The organism is Rhodococcus sp. NPDC060084 (assembly GCF_042730335.1).
Lineage (GTDB): Bacteria > Actinomycetota > Actinomycetes > Mycobacteriales > Mycobacteriaceae > Rhodococcus.
Genome location: NZ_JBHWWX010000062.1, coordinates 1 through 15,293, shown reverse-complemented (window position 1 = coordinate 15,293; position 15,293 = coordinate 1). Strand labels below are relative to the sequence as shown.

Sequence of the window (15,293 nt, the reverse complement as noted above, 5' to 3'; positions counted from 1 at the left end):
ACCGCAGGAAGGGCTTGCCGTTGCGTCGAGGGCGTCTGCTCAGAACGAATGCTCGGGACCGGGGAACGTGCCTTCGGCCACCTCGTGCGCGTACTGGGACGCTGCGCGACGCAGTTCGTCGCCGACAGCACCGAACTTCTTGACGAACTTCGCGGTCTTGCCGCTGGTGTAGCCCGCCATGTCCTGCCACACGAGAACCTGAGCGTCGCATTCGCTTCCGGCGCCGATGCCGACCGTCGGGATGGTGAGCTTGCCCGTGACCTGACCGGCCAGTTCGGCAGGCACCATCTCCATCACGACGGAGAATGCGCCGGCTTCCTGAACCGCCATCGCGTCGGCGACGAGCTGCTCGGCACCGTCACCGCGGCCCTGGACGCGGAACCCGCCGAGCGTATTGACCGACTGTGGGGTGAAACCGATGTGCGCCTGCACGGGGATGCCGGCCGCGGTGATCGCCGCGATCTGCGGGGCGACCCGTTCGCCGCCTTCGAGCTTGACGGCGTGGGCGCCGCCTTCCTTCATGAACCGGATGGACGTCGCGAGAGCCTGTTCGGGAGACGCTTCGTAGCTACCGAACGGCAGGTCCGCGATGACGAGAGCGTGCGGCGCGCCCCGCACGACGCCGCGGACCAGGGGGAGCAGTTCGTCGACGGTGACCGGAACGGTGGTGTCGTAGCCGTAGACGACGTTCGCTGCGGAGTCGCCCACGAGGAGGACCAGGATCCCGGCTTCTTCGAAGATTCGGGCCGAGGAGTAGTCGTAGGCGGTCAGTTCCGCCCAGCGGCGGCCTTCGGCCTTCATCGCCTGCAGGTGATGGACTCGAGTCTTGCGCTTGGGGGTATCGGCGGGAGCGGCGCCGCCGTATACGGACGTCATGTTGTCGGACATCGCTGTCCCTTTCTGCCTCGAGGCCCTAGGGGTCCCCGGGTTGGGTGATGACCGTCTCAGTGTGCCACCGCAGGTCGCTGCACAAACACCACGTGGCGGTGCGATTGGTCACAGCGTCGGCGCTCTGTCGGCTCATGGGACGATCGTCGGGTGTCGATTTCCCCCCGTATGCACGTTCTCCGCCTCATGTCGCTCGCCGTTGTCGCAGGTCTCGCCGTCCTGGGCTGCTCGGCGCCGGGCAACAGCACGCAGCCGCCGTCGGATGTCGCGGTGCCGGGCGAACTCGAGAAGTTCTACCGCCAGGCGGTGCGGTGGGAGTCGTGCGCGGGATACGGAACCGACGGTCGCTACCTTGCCCTCAACGGTGTGGAGTGCGCCCGGATCACGGTGCCGCTCGAGTACGACGATCCCGACGAACAGACCGTCTCGCTCGCGTTGTCGCGGTCCCGGGCCGGCGGGGACCGGATCGGTTCACTGCTGACGAACCCCGGCGGGCCGGGCGCGTCGGGGTTGTCGCTCGCGCTGGCCGGAGAAGGCACCCCGCTCGCCGAGCGCTTCGACGTCATCGGGATGGATCCGCGGGGAATCGGCGCCTCGGAACCGCAGATCGTGTGCCGCACGGACGCCGAGACCGACGCCGATCGCGCCCTCGACCCCGGCGACACCACCAGTGAGGGCATCGCGCGAGCCGAGAAACTCAATCGGGAGTACGCGGATCTGTGCGCCGAGCGCACCGGGCCGGAGGTGCTGGCGCACGTCGGCACCCGCGAGGTGGTGCGCGACATGGATGTCGTGCGCGGGGTGCTCGGCGACGATCAGCTCACCTACCTCGGCTACTCGTACGGCACCAGGCTCGGCGCGGAGTACGCCGCAGCGTTTCCCGACCGGGTGCGGGCGATGGTGCTCGACGGTGCCATCGACCCGGACCAGGATCCCGTCGAGGAGATCGTGTTGCAGGCGGAGGGCTTCCAGCGCGCGTTCGAGGAGTTCGCGCGCTACTGCGCCGACTACGACGGATGCCCGCTCGGCGACGATCCTGCGGCGGCAGTGGACCGGTTCCGCGCCCTCGTCGGCCCGCTGCTCGACACACCCGCGCCCACCACCGACCCCCGCGGCCTGAGCTACGGCGACGCGATCACCGGGGTCCAGCAGGGGCTGTACTCACCGTCCTTGTGGGGCTCGTTGCGCGGCGGACTGGACTCGCTTGCGAGCAGCGGTACCGGCGACACGCTCCTGCGGCTCGCCGACCTGTACGAGGGTCGCGGCGACGACGGCACCTACAGCAACATCACCGCCGCGTTCGACGCGGTGCGATGCGTCGACGACGTACCCGTCACCGACCGGGTGCTCGCCGGAGAACTCGACACCCGGTTCCGTGAGGCGGCGCCGTTCCTCGACGACGGGCGCGGCAACGGTTCCGCCGCTCTCGACACGTGTGCTTTCTGGCGCGTCCCGCCCACCGTGGACGGCGAGGATGCGGACCTGTCCGGTCTGGCTCCCGTGCTCGTGGTGTCCACTACCGCCGATCCCGCGACCCCGTATCTCGCGGGAGTCGAGCTCGCGGGTCATCTCGGCGGTGCGCTGCTGAGTTTCGACGGGACCCAGCACACGGTCGTGCTCGACGGCGAGAAATGCGTCGACGACGCTGTGACCAGGTATTTGATCGATCTCGAGGTCCCCGAAACCGATCCTCACTGCTGAATCCGGCACGATGTGAGCGACACGCCACTGTCCCAACGCGCGTATGTAACACGGAATTAACGGATGATGCCTACTCTCGCGGATATGGATCGCCAGAAGGAGTTCGTGCTCCGCACCCTCGAAGAGCGCGACATTCGGTTCGTTCGTCTCTGGTTCACCGACGTCGTCGGCACCCTGAAATCCGTGGCGATCGCCCCGGCCGAACTCGAGGGAGCCTTCGAAGAGGGCATCGGGTTCGACGGTTCGGCGATCGAGGGATTCTCCCGGATCTCGGAAGCCGACATGGTCGCCCGCCCCGACGCGACAACCTTCCAGGTGCTGCCGTGGACCGACGACCGGGGCCACCAGTACTCCGCGCGCATGTTCTGCGACATCACCATGCCGGGTGGAACGCCCAGCTGGGCCGATCCGCGGCACGTGCTGCGGCGTCAGCTCAACAAGGCGTCCGACCTCGGCTTCAGTTGCTACGTGCATCCCGAGATCGAGTTCTTCCTCGTGGAGAACGGCGAAGAAGGTGCCCCGCCGGTGCCCGCCGATACGGGCGGTTACTTCGACCAGTCCGTCCACCGGTCCGCCCCGCACTTCCGGCGCCACGCCATCGACGCGCTCGAGTCGATGGGTATCTCGGTGGAGTTCAGCCACCACGAGACGGCTCCCGGCCAGCAGGAGATCGACCTGCGATACGCCGACGCGCTGTCCATGGCGGACAACGTCATGACCTTCCGCTACGTGGTCAAGGAGATCGCGATGCAGGAGGGCGTGCGCGCCACCTTCATGCCGAAGCCGTTCCGCGAGCACGCGGGCTCGGCCATGCACACCCACATGTCGCTGTTCGAGGGCGAGACCAACGCCTTCCACGACCCCGACGACCCGCTGCAGCTCTCGGCGACCGGCAAGGCGTTCATCGCCGGCATCCTCGAGCATTCCGGCGAGATCAGCGCCGTCACCAACCAGTGGGTCAATTCCTACAAGCGTCTCGTGCACGGCGGCGAAGCGCCGACCGCGGCGTGCTGGGGACCGTCGAACCGCTCGGCTCTGGTCCGTGTCCCGATGTACACGCCCAACAAGGCGTCGTCGCGCCGGGTGGAGATCCGCACCCCGGACTCCGCGTGCAACCCGTACCTGTCGTTCGCGTTGCTGCTCGCGGCGGGCATGCGCGGCATCGAGAAGGGATACGAACTCCCTCCCGAGGCCGAGGACGACGTGTGGTCGCTGACGTCGGCGGAGCGTCGCGCGATGGGGTACCGCGAGCTGCCCACCGATCTCGACATCGCACTTCGTGAGATGGAAAAGTCCGAGCTGGTCGCCGAAACGCTCGGCGAGCACGTGTTCAACTATTTCCTGCGGAACAAGTGGCGCGAGTGGGAGAACTACCGTAGCCAGGTCACGCCTTTCGAGCTCGAGCAGTACCTGGGGCTGTAATCGGCCGGCGATGGCGGATGATGTGGTGGTGAAACCGCCGACTTCTCGTTCCACTGTCCCGGCTCCCGGTCGGCTCGGCCTCGTCGAGCCGACCGCGCCAGAAGAGCTGCAACGGCTCGGCTGGAACGACGCCGACAGCGTCGAACTGCTGTGGGCGCTGTCCCGCGCCGCCAATGCGGATCTGGCGCTGCGGACCCTGGCGCGCCTCGCAGACAGTCTCGGTGACGACGGCTGGGCCGAACTCGATGCCGCGCTGCGTGCCGACAAGGGCCTTCGCGGCCGGCTGTTCGGCCTGTTCGGGGCGTCGTCCGCGTTCGGTGACCACGTGGTCGCGAATCCTGCCTGCTGGCGGCTGCTCGAAGGTTCCCTGGATCTGCCCGACAAGCACACCTTCACCGCGAGGATGCTCGACAGCGTCGGCGGGTATCCCGAGCCGGGCGGTCGCGTCGGCCGCCTGCTCTACCGCGCAGAGATCACCGGGCCCGCGGCAGTTGCGGCCTTGCGGACCGCCTATCGCGACCAGCTCATGATCATCGCGGCGGCCGACCTCGCCGCGACCGTCGAGAACGAGCCGGTCGTTCCGTACCTCGAGGTCGGGGCGCTGCTCGCCGACCTCGCCGACGCCGCCCTCACCGCGGCTCTCGCGGTCGCCGTGACGACGGTGGTTCCCGACGAGCCGTGCCCGATCCACCTGGCGGTCATCGCCATGGGTAAATGCGGAGCGCGGGAACTGAACTACGTGAGCGATGTCGACGTGGTCTTCGTCGCCGAACCCGCGGATGCGCGCGCAAGCCGGATCGCGGGCGAAATGATGCGTATCGGCACCTCCGCCTTCTTCGAGGTCGATGCCGCGCTGCGCCCGGAAGGCAAGAGCGGTGAGCTGGTGCGCACCCTCGAGTCGCACATCGCGTATTACAACCGGTGGGCCAAGACGTGGGAGTTCCAGGCGCTCCTCAAGGCCCGGCCGATGGCCGGCGACTTCGATCTCGGCCGCCGGTACGTCGAAGCGCTGAGCCCGATGGTGTGGACAGCCTCCGAGCGCGAGGACTTCGTCCCGGAAGTCCAGGCGATGCGCCGGCGCGTCGAGGACCTGGTGCCCGCAGAACTGCAGGAACGCGAACTCAAGCTCGGCCGCGGCAGCATCCGCGACGTCGAATTCGCCGTCCAGTTGCTCCAACTCGTACACGGCCGCGTCGACGAGTCGCTGCGGGTCCCGAACACGGTCGAGGCGCTCGGTGCGCTCGCCGACGGCGGCTACATCGGCCGCGACGACGCCGCGAACCTCCGCGCGTCGTACGAGTTCCTCCGGTTGCTCGAGCACCGCCTTCAGCTCCAGCGACTCAAGCGCACCCACACGCTGCCGCCCGCGGACGACCGGGAGGCGCTGCGCTGGCTCGCCCGTGCGTCGCACATGCGTGCGGACGGGCGGAAGGATGCGCTCGGCGTGCTCGAATCCGAGATCAAGCGCAACTCGTCGCGGGTGCGGAAACTGCACGCGAAACTGTTCTACCGGCCGTTGCTCGAGTCGGTGAGCAAGCTCGACAAGGAGGCCGTACGGCTCTCGCCCGACGCGGCCGTCCGTCAGCTCGCCGCCCTCGGGTACAGCGCGCCCTCGCACGCGCTCGACCATCTGACAGCCTTGTCCGGCGGCGCGTCCCGTAAGGCGCGGATCCAGGCGATGCTGCTTCCGCAACTGCTCGAATACCTCGCCGACACAGTCGATCCCGACGCCGGACTGCTGGCCTACCGCCGTTTGTCCGACGCGCTGTACGACACCGTGTGGTTCCTGCGGGTGCTCCGCGACGAGCCGGCGGTGGCGGAACGCCTCATGACGGTGCTCGGATCGTCGGCGTACGTGTCGGACCTGCTCGTGAAGTCGCCCGAGGTGCTGCGCTTGTACGCCGACGGCCCGAACGGTCCGAGGTTGCTCGAACCGAAGCCTCCGGAAGTCGCCCGCGCGCTGGTCGCGTCGTCGTCCCGCTACGGCGACCCGGCGCGTGCGATCCTCGCCGCCCGCTCGTTGCGCCGCGCCGAACTGGCCCGGATCGCGAGTGCGGACATCCTCGGGATGCTCGACGTCCCCCAGGTGTGCGAAGCACTGTCGACGGTGTGGTCCGGGGTGCTCGAGGCCGCACTCACCGCCGTCATTCGCGCGTCGGAAAGCTCACGGGGACCGGCCCCCGCGCGCATCGCCGTGATCGGGATGGGTCGTCTCGGAGGTGCCGAACTGGGCTACGGCTCCGACGCCGATGTGCTGTTCGTCTGTGAACCGCACGCGGACGCCGACGACACCGACGCCGTGAAATGGGCGACGACCGTTGCCGAACAGGTCCGCAAGTTCCTCGGCGCGCCGAGCACCGATCCGCCGCTCGAGGTCGACCTGAACCTGCGGCCGGAAGGCCGTAGCGGACCGCTGGTGCGCACGCTCACCTCCTATGAGGCGTACTACACCCAGTGGGCCGAGGTGTGGGAGGTGCAGGCGCTCCTGCGGGCGCACGCTGTCGCCGGCGACCCGGACCTGGGCACGCGCTTTCTGCGCATGATCGACAAGGTCCGCTACCCGGAGGGTGGGCTGTCCCAGGATGCGGTCCGCGAGATCCGCCGGATCAAGGCACGCGTCGATTCGGAGCGTCTGCCCCGCGGAGCCGACCCCGCCACCCACACGAAGCTGGGCCGCGGGGGACTTGCCGATATCGAATGGACGGTGCAGTTGCTGCAGTTGCAGCACGCGCACCACATCGGGGCGCTGCACAACACGTCGACGCTCGAGACCTTGGACGCGATCGGTGCGGCCGAGTTGATCAGCGCCGGGGATGTGGAGTTGCTGCGCGACGCGTGGATCACCGCCACCAGTGCACGCAACGCATTGGTGCTCGTGCGGGGTAAGCGCGCCGACCAATTGCCCGGCCCGGGAAGGCTTCTCACAGCGGTCGCGAGAGTGACAGGGTGGCAGGGCGAAGACGCCTCGGAGTATCTCGACCACTATCTGCGCGTGACCCGTCGTGCGCGAGCAGTGGTCGAGCGGGTGTTCGGTGCCTGACGGCGGCGGGGGTCAGTCGCAGAAGACGACCAGGGCAACCCCGCGCCAGACCTCCGTCTCGGTCTTGTCCCACTCTTCGGCGTCGGCGTCCCACGAGTATTCGACTTCGGTGTCGTAGCCGCGGTCGCGCTGCTCGGTCACGTTGCAGTTCCGCAGGGTGCTGCCCGCGCGGCTGAGGATGATGTATTCGACGCCGGCCTCGGACAGTGTTGCTTCGGCTTGCTCCTGGGACATTCCGACGGTCGAGATATCTGTCTGGGCACCGGCCACACCGGCGCCGATAGTGCTTATGAGCAGGGCGGCAGAGCATGCCGCAGCCCTGAGGATGTTTCTGCGCATCACGATCTCCTCCGGGAGACATGTCGTGCGGAGGTACTCGGCCGGGCACGAGCCCGGGTTCGACAGGGCCGAACGCGCAGGACGGTCTCGCACGACGACCGGATACGCAACGACAGGCGTCGCGTCGGCAACGGACGCGGCGACCGGAGAATCCGGTGCCGTGACGCAGGCGGCGTATCCCTGTCTTTGCCCCGACGCAAAGAAAACGTTCTCCATCACCTGAGGCGTGATCGAAGTCACCCTCACGGCACTACAAGGGTACGCCGGTGCGGCGGGTCCCCGCGCCGCTTCGCCTCGGCACCGGCCACACGGCCCCCACACGACGAAGCCACCCGCCGAAGTGCGACGGGTGGCTTCGGTGTCGCGGTGCCGTCCGGCGGCACCGTTCCCGGACGGCTCAGGCCAGATCGAACCGATCGAGATTCATCACCTTGGTCCACGCCTTCACGAAGTCCTGCACGAACTGCGGCTGCGCGTCGTCGGTGGCGTACGCCTGGGACAGCGCCCGCAGTTGGGAGTTCGCGCCGAACACCAGATCGACGGCGGTCGCCGTCCACTTGACCTCGTCGGTTCCGCGCGCGCGGCCCTCGTAAATCCCCTCCGACGACTCCGACACCTTCCACTCCGTGCCCATGTCGAGCAGATTACGGAAGAAGTCGGTGGTGAGCACCTGAGGCCGATCGGTGAGCACGCCGTGGTTGCTGCCGCCGTGATTGGTTCCGAGGGCACGGAGCCCGCCGACGAGCACCGTCATCTCGGGGGCGGTCAGTGTCAGGAAATTCGCACGTTCGAGGAGCAGCTTTTCCGGAGGAAGCTTCTCCCCGCCCTGCAGGAAATTGCGGAACCCGTCGCTCTTCGGCTCGAGCACCGAGAACGACTCGACGTCGGTCATCTCCTGGGACGCGTCCGTCCGGCCCGGAGCGAACGGCACCGTGATGTCGTGTCCGGCCGCCTTGGCTGCCTTCTCGACCGCAGCACTACCCGCGAGCACGATCAGGTCCGCGAGCGAGACCTTCTTGTTTCCCGTCGCCGAGCTGTTGAAGTCGTCACGGATGCGTTCGAGCACCGGCAACACCGCGTTCAGCTGGGCAGGTTCGTTGGTCTCCCAGTTCTTCTGCGGCTCGAGGCGGACACGTGCGCCGTTCGCGCCGCCGCGCATATCGGTGCCGCGGAAACTTGCCGCCGACGCCCACGCGGTGGCCACCAACTGCGGGATGGTCAGCCCGGAGTCGAGGACCGTGCTCTTGAGCGACGCGATCTCGTCGTCGCCGATCAGCTCGTGATCGACGTCGGGCACCGGGTCCTGCCAGAGCTGCGGCTCCGGGATCCACGGCCCGAGGTACCGCGAGAGCGGTCCCATGTCGCGGTGCAGCAGCTTGTACCAGGCCTTGGCGAACTCCGCTTCGAGTTCTTCGGGGTGGTCGAGCCAGCGCCGGGTGATCTCGCCGTAGATCGGGTCGTATCGCAGCGCGAGGTCGCTCGTGAGCATGCCCGGTGCATGCTTCTTCGACGAATCGAACGCATCGGGCACGATATCCGACCCGGCGTTGTCCTTCGGCGTCCACTGCCAGGCACCCGCGGGGCTCTTGGTCTTCTCCCACTCGAACCCGTACAGCATTTCGAGGAACGTGTTGTCCCACTTCGTGGGAGTAGGTGTCCAGGTGACCTCGAGGCCACTGGTGATCGTGTCGGGCCCCTTGCCCGTGCCGTACGAGTTCTTCCAGCCGAGGCCCTGCTGTTCCAGCGGCGCCGCCTCCGGTTCGGGACCGAGATTGTCGGCGGGCGCCGCACCGTGCGTCTTACCTACCGTATGGCCTCCGACGATCAGCGCAGCGGTCTCGACGTCGTTCATCGCCATGCGGGCGAACGTCTCGCGGATGTCGCGGCCCGACGCGAGGATCTCCGGATTGCCGTTGGGGCCTTCCGGATTGACGTAGATCAGACCCATCTGAACCGCGCCCAGCGGGCCCTGCAGTTCGCGCTCGCCGGCGTAACGTTCGTCGCCCAGCCAGGTGTCCTCCGGGCCCCAGAACACCTCGTCGGCTTCCCAGATGTCTTCGCGGCCGAATGCGAACCCGAACGTCTTGAATCCCATCGACTCGTAGGCGCAGTTGCCGGCGAAGACGATGAGGTCGGCCCACGAGAGGCTGCGTCCGTACTTCTGTTTGATAGGCCACAGCAGCCGACGCGCCTTGTCGAGACTGACGTTGTCGGGCCAGCTGTTCAGCGGAGCGAAGCGCTGCGCGCCCTTGCCTCCGCCGCCCCGGCCGTCGGCGATGCGGTACGTGCCCGCGGAGTGCCAGCTCATGCGGATGAAGAGGCCGCCGTAGTGCCCGAAGTCTGCGGGCCACCAGTCCTGGGAGTCGGTCATCAGCGCGATGAGGTCCTGGCGGAGCGCGTCGACGTCGAGGTTCTCGAACTCCTTCCGGTAGTCGAAGTCGGGTGGCATGGGGTTGGCCATAGGGGAGTGCTGGTGCAGGACTTGGAGGTCCAGCTGATCCGGCCACCAGTCCAGGGCGGTCCTGGGGCGATGGGGCTGCGGCTTGGGGGAGGGGACTGCCGGGTTTTCGCTTTCGGACACTGCGGGTTCCTTCCGGATCTGGGTGGATCGGACAGATTCAGGGCTGTGGTCGCGAAGCTGCCGATGAGGAGCAGCCGGGGCACAGACCCCAGAAGACGACCTCGGTTTCGTCAACGGCGAAATCGCCGTCGTCGTACCCGGTGAGACAGGGTGTGTCACCGGTCGCGCTGTTCACGTCTGCAATGACTCCGCACGCCCGGCAGACGAGATGGTGATGGTTGTCGCCGACGCGGGCCTCGTACCGCGCATGGGATCCCGACGGCTCGATCCGCCGGAGCATCCCCCGTGACGTCATCGCGTGGAGTACGTCGTAGACGGTCTGGCGAGAAATGCCGGGAAGCGCGGTGCGCACCGTGTCGAAGATCGTCTCGGCGTCGGCGTGCGGGTGTGTACCGGCGGCGTCGAGGACAGCGACTCGCTGGCGCGTTACGCGGAGACCTGCTGCGCGCAACTGCTGTGCTGCTTCCCTCGAGGTGGGCACCAGACCACTATGACCCACGTTTCTGGAATGAGTCGCGATTTCGGCCGATCCGTCGCGCAAGCAGCCCGCGCGGTCGCGGTCAGCCCTGGCTGTGGACCCGGACTGCCGCAGCGGCCAGTCGGCGTCCGGTCTCGATCGGCGCCGCCGGCCGGCCGCGGAGGAACGCTACGAGGGTGCCGTTGTAGGCCATGAGCACCTCGTCGGCGAGATCCTGGGCACGTGCCCCGGCCAGAGGACTGGAGAAGTGCAGAAGCCGGGTGGTGAGCAGTTCGGTGTCCGCGGAAAGGATCCGGCGGATGTCGTCCGTCGCGTCGGGAAGTTCGGTGGCGGTGGCCAGGAAGGCGCACCAGCGCCCGGGAGCGCCGCGTGTGTCGCGGTAGTCGGCAAGGGCGTCGAACAGTGCCAGCAACCGCGACGTGTCGTCGTCGGCCGCGATGATGTGCTGGTCCCATACGGCCTGCCAGTCCGCCAGCCGAAGCCGCAATACCTCGGCGACGAGTGCGTCCTTGCTGCCGAACTGCGCATACAACGTCGCTGCCGAGACTTCGGCGCGTCGCAGCAACTCGTCCACGGACGTGGCGCGGATGCCGCGGTCGAACAGCATGCTCTCGGCCGCGTCGAGCAGTCGGGTGCGTGCGGGGGATCGCTGGGCTACGGACACCATCCCACTGTAACGCTCGTTCTGACAGAGGCTCCGTTTCGGAGTACTGTAACGAGCGTTCTGGTTCCGGCTCGGTCGGAGGTGCGATGCGAACCCTCGTGGTCAGCGGCATGGCTCTGATTGCGGCGACCTACGGGTTGGCGCGCTTCGGCTACGGACTCTTCCTCCCACGCTTCACCGAGACCTTCCAGATGGGCTCCACCCTCGCCGGAGCCGTTCAGGCGGGAAGCTTCCTCTCCTATTGCTGTGCGGCTCTGACTGCCACGCGTCTCGGTGCGCGCCCCCGCCTGGTCGTGGTCTGCGCCGGATCGACGGCAACCGTGGGAGCCGCAGGCGTTGCGCTGGCACCGCACGTCGGCCTCTTTGCGCTGGGCGTGATCGTCGCCGGGGCAGGTGCCGGGTTCGCGACTCCGGGGCTCGTCACTCTCATCGAACGCAACGTCGCCGCCGCGCGACAAGAGAACGCGCAGACCGTCGTCAACGCCGGCACCGGCGCCGGAATCGTCGTCGCGGGCATCCTTCTGATCCTGACCGCTGGGCACTGGCGTGTCGGATGGCTGGTCATCGCGCTCGCGGCCGGGCTCGCAACGGTCGCAACTCTGCGCGCCGACCGGTCGACGCCGCGTCGCCGTCGGTCCGCTCGTCCGTCCCGGGTGAAAGCCGACGACGTGGCTGCCCTCGCCCGTCCGCTCGTGGGCGCGACGCTGGCCGGTGCGTCGAGCGCCGCGATCTGGACCTTCGGGCGCTCGGTGATGGCCGATTCCGGAGCAGGCGACGAGACCTTGTCCATCGCGGCCTGGATGGTCCTCGGGGCATTCGGGATACTCGGCGCCGCCGCGGGGAAGATCGTGCAGACCTGGAGCCTGCGAGTTGCCTGGGTCGCCACGACCGCGGTCATGGCGACAGCGACCGTCCTGCTCGGGGTGGCTCCCGGCACACCACCCGCGGCGTACGTCTCGGTGGCAGCGTTCGGGGCGGGCTACACCGCGATGAGCGGGGTCCTCATCGTCTGGGCGGTGCGCGTGGTACCGGATATCGCCGCCGAGGGGACCGTCGTATTGTTCATCGCCCTGGCAGTCGGGCAGGCGGCCGGTTCGGTAGCACTCGGCGTGCTGCTGGGAGCGTCACCGGTCCTCGCCTTCGTAGTTGCCGGCGCGCTCGGGATCCTCGCCGTGCTGCCGGCCGTCCGTGACCCCGCCGCAGCAGGGTCGAGGCGCGCGACGCGGTGAGTGTCGGGGTCCCCCCGTCGGTGCCGGGATTACAAGACTTGCCTATGCAGGCAGGAGCAGATGCGCCCACCCATCACCGATGATGGCGGTATGGAGAACGCGAGCACACCCGTCGTCGACACCGTCCGCGAGTCGTACTCGGCCAGATCCCAGGAGTATGCGGATCTCTTCGGCTCCGTGGCGTCGGCGCATCCGTTGGACCGGGCGTTGATCGGCAGCTGGGCCGACACCGTGTCCGGTCCCGTGCTCGACGCCGGATGCGGCCCGGGTCAGTGGACGGACTTCATGGCCGGGCGCGGACTGGCCGTGAGCGGCATCGATCTCGTTCCCGAGTTCGTCGAGCGCGCTCGTAAGCACTATCCGGATCTCTCGTTCGGGGTCGGCACCTTGGACGCACTGGACATTGCGGCGGAGTCGCTGGGAGGTGTGCTGTCCTGGTACTCGCTCATCCACCACAGCCCGAAGGACATCCAGACTCCGATCGCCGAGTTCGCACGCATATTACGTTCGGGCGGAACATTGTTGGTCGGATTCTTCGAAGGACCAACCGTCGATGCGTTCGATCACGCGGTGACTACCGCGTACCGATGGCCGGTAGCCGCACTCGCCCAGGAACTGATTGACGCCGGCTTCGAAGTGATCGAGACACATACGCGGACGGGGAGCGGCTACCGGCCGCTCGGCGCAATCACCGCCGTCCGACGACGCACACGGTGAAACGGTCGGGTTGCTACCTCCGGATCACCGGATTGTTCACCGTAGCCGGACCAGTTGTCTCCCAACCGATTACCTGTTTGATAGTGCCGGTGCGATGTCGTCCCGGACAGTGAGTGACGCAACTTCCGCTGCTATACCAAATTGGTCGACACTTTCTGAATGCCGATCGTTCCGAGTAGCGCGAGCTTGCTGTCGGATTCACTGCCCGGTTCGGCGGTGTACATCATGATCCGCAGGTCGTGGCGTTGAGTGGTGAGGATGTCGCAGTCCAGGTCGAGGGTCCCGACCTCCGAGTGCACAACTCGCCTGATCGTCGGTCCGTGTTCATCGATCTGGTGACGCGACCAGAGTTCGCGGAACTGCGCGCTCGCCTCGTTCAACCGTGCGACCAACTGTCTCGGTTCGGGATCGACGGGATACCGCCCAGCAGTGCGGCGCAGATCGCCGACCAGGGACGCATCGAGAGCCTCGGCGCTGTCGGGGCCGTAGAGGTGGCAGTCCGAGGCGCCGGTGAAGTGGAGCCACAACAAGTTGCGGTCGGCCGGTCTCAGCGTGGAAGGGTCTCCCGTCAACGCCGCCCACATGGGGTTCCAGAGCAGGAGGTTCCACATCGCGTCGAACACGGCCACCGGACGTTCGCCGGTACGTTCCACCAGTCGGCGGATGCTCGCGGGCACCATCCTGCTGATACGTCCACCGCCGGTGGCGTGCCCGGCGAGACGGAACAGGTGATCCTGCTCGGTGTCGCTGAGCTGCAACGCGTGGGCCAGAGCAACGCACACCTGCACCGAGGGCGCCGAGGACCGTCCTTGCTCGAGACGCACGATGTAGTCCGCCGACACCGACGCCAGCACCGCAAGTTCTTCGCGCCGCAAACCTTTCGTGCGTCGAGACGTGTTTGCCGGAAGTCCCACCACCTGCGGTGTCAAGCGTTCACGCCACACCCGCAGTACTGCTGCCAACTCGTCCGACGTACCCATACCTCCATTGTCCCAGTGGTCGCTGTGCTGAGGCTGGTACTGCCGTTCCCACCCACGATGCAGCCTGGGAACGGGAGTACCAGGAAGGTCCTTCTCTGGTTGCCGCCGGATGGGCACCGTAGGTTCGAAGCAGTGTTCATCAGGGCCGGTGTTCATCAGGAGCAGTGTCCATAGATATTGCCCAGGAGCACAGCGAGTCGCTCAGCTGTTCGGCGCTGGGTCGCAGGCCTGAGGAGCAACGACGACGTCCTCGCGCGAGAATCTCCACCCGAATCGGCGAGCACGGATCGACGCCCTGATGACCATGCCGGCACCATCCCGATTACCAGAAAGATCCTATTCATGATCGTCGTTACCGGAGCCACAGGTCAGCTGGGGCGCCAGGTCGTCAACCACCTTCTCGAGCGAGGAGTCCCGGCCGGCCGAATCGTCGCGGCGGACCGCGATTCCTCCGGATCAGCGGACTTCGCTGCTGCGGGTGTCGAGTTCCGCCGAGCCGACTACGACCTGCCCGAGACGCTGCCGGCTGCATTTGCGGGCGCCGACAAGGTCTTGTTGGTGTCTTCGCCCGCAGGGGCAGATGCGAAGCGTATCCAGCAGCACCAGGCCGTGATCGATGCGGCAATCGAGTCCGGTGTGAGCCTTCTCGCCTACACGTCGGTCACTCACGCCCCCACCAACACGATGGGGTTGGCGCGCGTACACCGCGCCACCGAACAGGCCATCGCTGCCTCCGGGCTGCCCGCTGTCCTCTTGCGCAACGGCTGGTATGCCGAGAATCACACGGCCACACTCGGGAACGCCCTCCGGTACGGCACGCTCATCGGAAGCGCGGGAAACGGCCGGATGGCTTCGGCCAGCCGGGCCGACCTCGCCGAAGCAGCCGCGATCATCCTGACCCTCGATGATCAGGCAGGGAAGATCTACGACCTCACCGGCGACACCGCGTGGACTCTGTCCGAACTGGCGGCCGAGGCGGCAGCACAGTCGGGCGTGCCCCTGAAGTACACCGACGTCCCCGCCGATCAGTACCGGGAGATCCTGCGGAAAGCGGGACTGCCCGAGCACGTCGTCGAGTTGATCGTCGATGCCGATGTGGCGATCTCGCAGGGCACCTTGGACTACGTCACCAATGATTTGCGCAACGTGCTGGGGCGGCCCACCACCCCGATGCCGATCAGTGTTACGGCGGCTCTGCGGGGCTGACAACCGTCCGCGCTACACATAGGCCCGGCTCACAGCGACAAGTCGCTG

General features: G+C 67.4%; 12 protein-coding genes. 6 read left to right on the top strand and 6 right to left on the bottom strand.

Annotated features, from left to right (window positions below; all coding sequences use genetic code 11):
• Nucleotides 1-39: 39 nt before the first annotated feature.
• The gene (panB, locus tag ACFWBU_RS20490) at nucleotides 40-888 is read right to left on the bottom strand and encodes a 3-methyl-2-oxobutanoate hydroxymethyltransferase (RefSeq protein ID WP_169651800.1); all 849 of its coding nucleotides are present in this window, start codon (nucleotides 886-888) and stop codon (nucleotides 40-42) included.
• 168 nt (nucleotides 889-1,056) lie between these two features.
• Here panB and ACFWBU_RS20485 point away from each other — a divergent pair, with 168 nt between their 5' ends.
• From ACFWBU_RS20485 to ACFWBU_RS20475, 3 genes are all read left to right on the top strand, one after another.
• A complete protein-coding gene (locus ACFWBU_RS20485) occupies nucleotides 1,057-2,589 on the top strand; it encodes an alpha/beta hydrolase (RefSeq protein WP_378529095.1) in 1,533 nt (510 codons plus the stop codon).
• Nucleotides 2,590-2,673: 84 nt separating this feature from the next.
• Complete coding sequence (locus ACFWBU_RS20480) at nucleotides 2,674-4,011, top strand: glutamine synthetase family protein (RefSeq protein ID WP_296549588.1); 1,338 nt, start codon at nucleotides 2,674-2,676, stop codon at nucleotides 4,009-4,011.
• A gap of 25 nt (nucleotides 4,012-4,036) precedes the next feature.
• The gene (locus ACFWBU_RS20475; RefSeq protein WP_378529094.1) at nucleotides 4,037-7,051 is read left to right on the top strand and encodes a bifunctional [glutamine synthetase] adenylyltransferase/[glutamine synthetase]-adenylyl-L-tyrosine phosphorylase; all 3,015 of its coding nucleotides are present in this window, start codon (nucleotides 4,037-4,039) and stop codon (nucleotides 7,049-7,051) included.
• Nucleotides 7,052-7,063: 12 nt separating this feature from the next.
• Here the strand turns inward: ACFWBU_RS20475 and ACFWBU_RS20470 are convergent, their stop codons facing one another.
• The 4 genes from ACFWBU_RS20470 to ACFWBU_RS20455 form a co-directional block, all read right to left on the bottom strand.
• Entirely contained in the window at nucleotides 7,064-7,636 is a 573-nt protein-coding gene (locus ACFWBU_RS20470; protein ID WP_240954893.1) for a hypothetical protein, read from the bottom strand.
• A 151-nt stretch (nucleotides 7,637-7,787) separates the two neighbouring features.
• Nucleotides 7,788-9,971: a catalase/peroxidase HPI gene (katG, locus tag ACFWBU_RS20465; protein ID WP_378529092.1), complete on the bottom strand. Its 2,184-nt coding sequence runs from the start codon at nucleotides 9,969-9,971 to the stop codon at nucleotides 7,788-7,790.
• A 37-nt stretch (nucleotides 9,972-10,008) separates the two neighbouring features.
• A complete protein-coding gene (locus ACFWBU_RS20460; RefSeq protein ID WP_169620224.1) occupies nucleotides 10,009-10,452 on the bottom strand; it encodes a Fur family transcriptional regulator in 444 nt (147 codons plus the stop codon).
• 79 nt (nucleotides 10,453-10,531) lie between these two features.
• Nucleotides 10,532-11,116, bottom strand: a complete 585-nt coding sequence (locus ACFWBU_RS20455) for a TetR/AcrR family transcriptional regulator (protein ID WP_206036645.1) — start codon at nucleotides 11,114-11,116, stop codon at nucleotides 10,532-10,534.
• An 83-nt stretch (nucleotides 11,117-11,199) separates the two neighbouring features.
• Here ACFWBU_RS20455 and ACFWBU_RS20450 point away from each other — a divergent pair, with 83 nt between their 5' ends.
• Both ACFWBU_RS20450 and ACFWBU_RS20445 read left to right on the top strand, forming a co-directional pair.
• Nucleotides 11,200-12,342 (top strand): MFS transporter, encoded by a 1,143-nt coding sequence (locus ACFWBU_RS20450; protein ID WP_378529091.1) that lies wholly within the window; start codon nucleotides 11,200-11,202, stop codon nucleotides 12,340-12,342.
• A 90-nt stretch (nucleotides 12,343-12,432) separates the two neighbouring features.
• On the top strand, nucleotides 12,433-13,059 hold the full coding sequence (locus ACFWBU_RS20445; protein ID WP_378529093.1) for a class I SAM-dependent methyltransferase: 627 nt from the start codon (nucleotides 12,433-12,435) through the stop codon (nucleotides 13,057-13,059).
• Between the two features lie 131 nt (nucleotides 13,060-13,190).
• Here ACFWBU_RS20445 and ACFWBU_RS20440 read toward each other — a convergent pair whose 3' ends face one another.
• Nucleotides 13,191-14,039 carry a helix-turn-helix transcriptional regulator gene (locus ACFWBU_RS20440; RefSeq protein WP_378529090.1) on the bottom strand — a complete coding sequence of 283 codons (849 nt, stop codon included), beginning with the start codon at nucleotides 14,037-14,039 and terminating at the stop codon, nucleotides 13,191-13,193.
• A gap of 342 nt (nucleotides 14,040-14,381) precedes the next feature.
• Here ACFWBU_RS20440 and ACFWBU_RS20435 point away from each other — a divergent pair, with 342 nt between their 5' ends.
• Nucleotides 14,382-15,245: an SDR family oxidoreductase gene (locus ACFWBU_RS20435; RefSeq protein WP_378529089.1), complete on the top strand. Its 864-nt coding sequence runs from the start codon at nucleotides 14,382-14,384 to the stop codon at nucleotides 15,243-15,245.
• Nucleotides 15,246-15,293 lie beyond the last annotated feature (48 nt).

What these genes read in the sequence shown, in the direction of transcription:
- ACFWBU_RS20450 (WP_378529091.1), top strand. Translation starts at nt 11,200, where the DNA reads ATGCGAACCCTCGTGGTCAGCGGCATGGCTCTGATTGCGGCGACCTAC.
- ACFWBU_RS20455 (WP_206036645.1), bottom strand. Translation starts at nt 11,116, where the DNA reads ATGGTGTCCGTAGCCCAGCGATCCCCCGCACGCACCCGACTGCTCGAC.
- panB (WP_169651800.1), bottom strand. Translation starts at nt 888, where the DNA reads ATGTCCGACAACATGACGTCCGTATACGGCGGCGCCGCTCCCGCCGAT.
- ACFWBU_RS20480 (WP_296549588.1), top strand. Translation starts at nt 2,674, where the DNA reads ATGGATCGCCAGAAGGAGTTCGTGCTCCGCACCCTCGAAGAGCGCGAC.
- ACFWBU_RS20440 (WP_378529090.1), bottom strand. Translation starts at nt 14,039, where the DNA reads ATGGGTACGTCGGACGAGTTGGCAGCAGTACTGCGGGTGTGGCGTGAA.
- ACFWBU_RS20445 (WP_378529093.1), top strand. Translation starts at nt 12,433, where the DNA reads ATGGAGAACGCGAGCACACCCGTCGTCGACACCGTCCGCGAGTCGTAC.
- ACFWBU_RS20485 (WP_378529095.1), top strand. Translation starts at nt 1,057, where the DNA reads ATGCACGTTCTCCGCCTCATGTCGCTCGCCGTTGTCGCAGGTCTCGCC.
- ACFWBU_RS20435 (WP_378529089.1), top strand. Translation starts at nt 14,382, where the DNA reads ATGATCGTCGTTACCGGAGCCACAGGTCAGCTGGGGCGCCAGGTCGTC.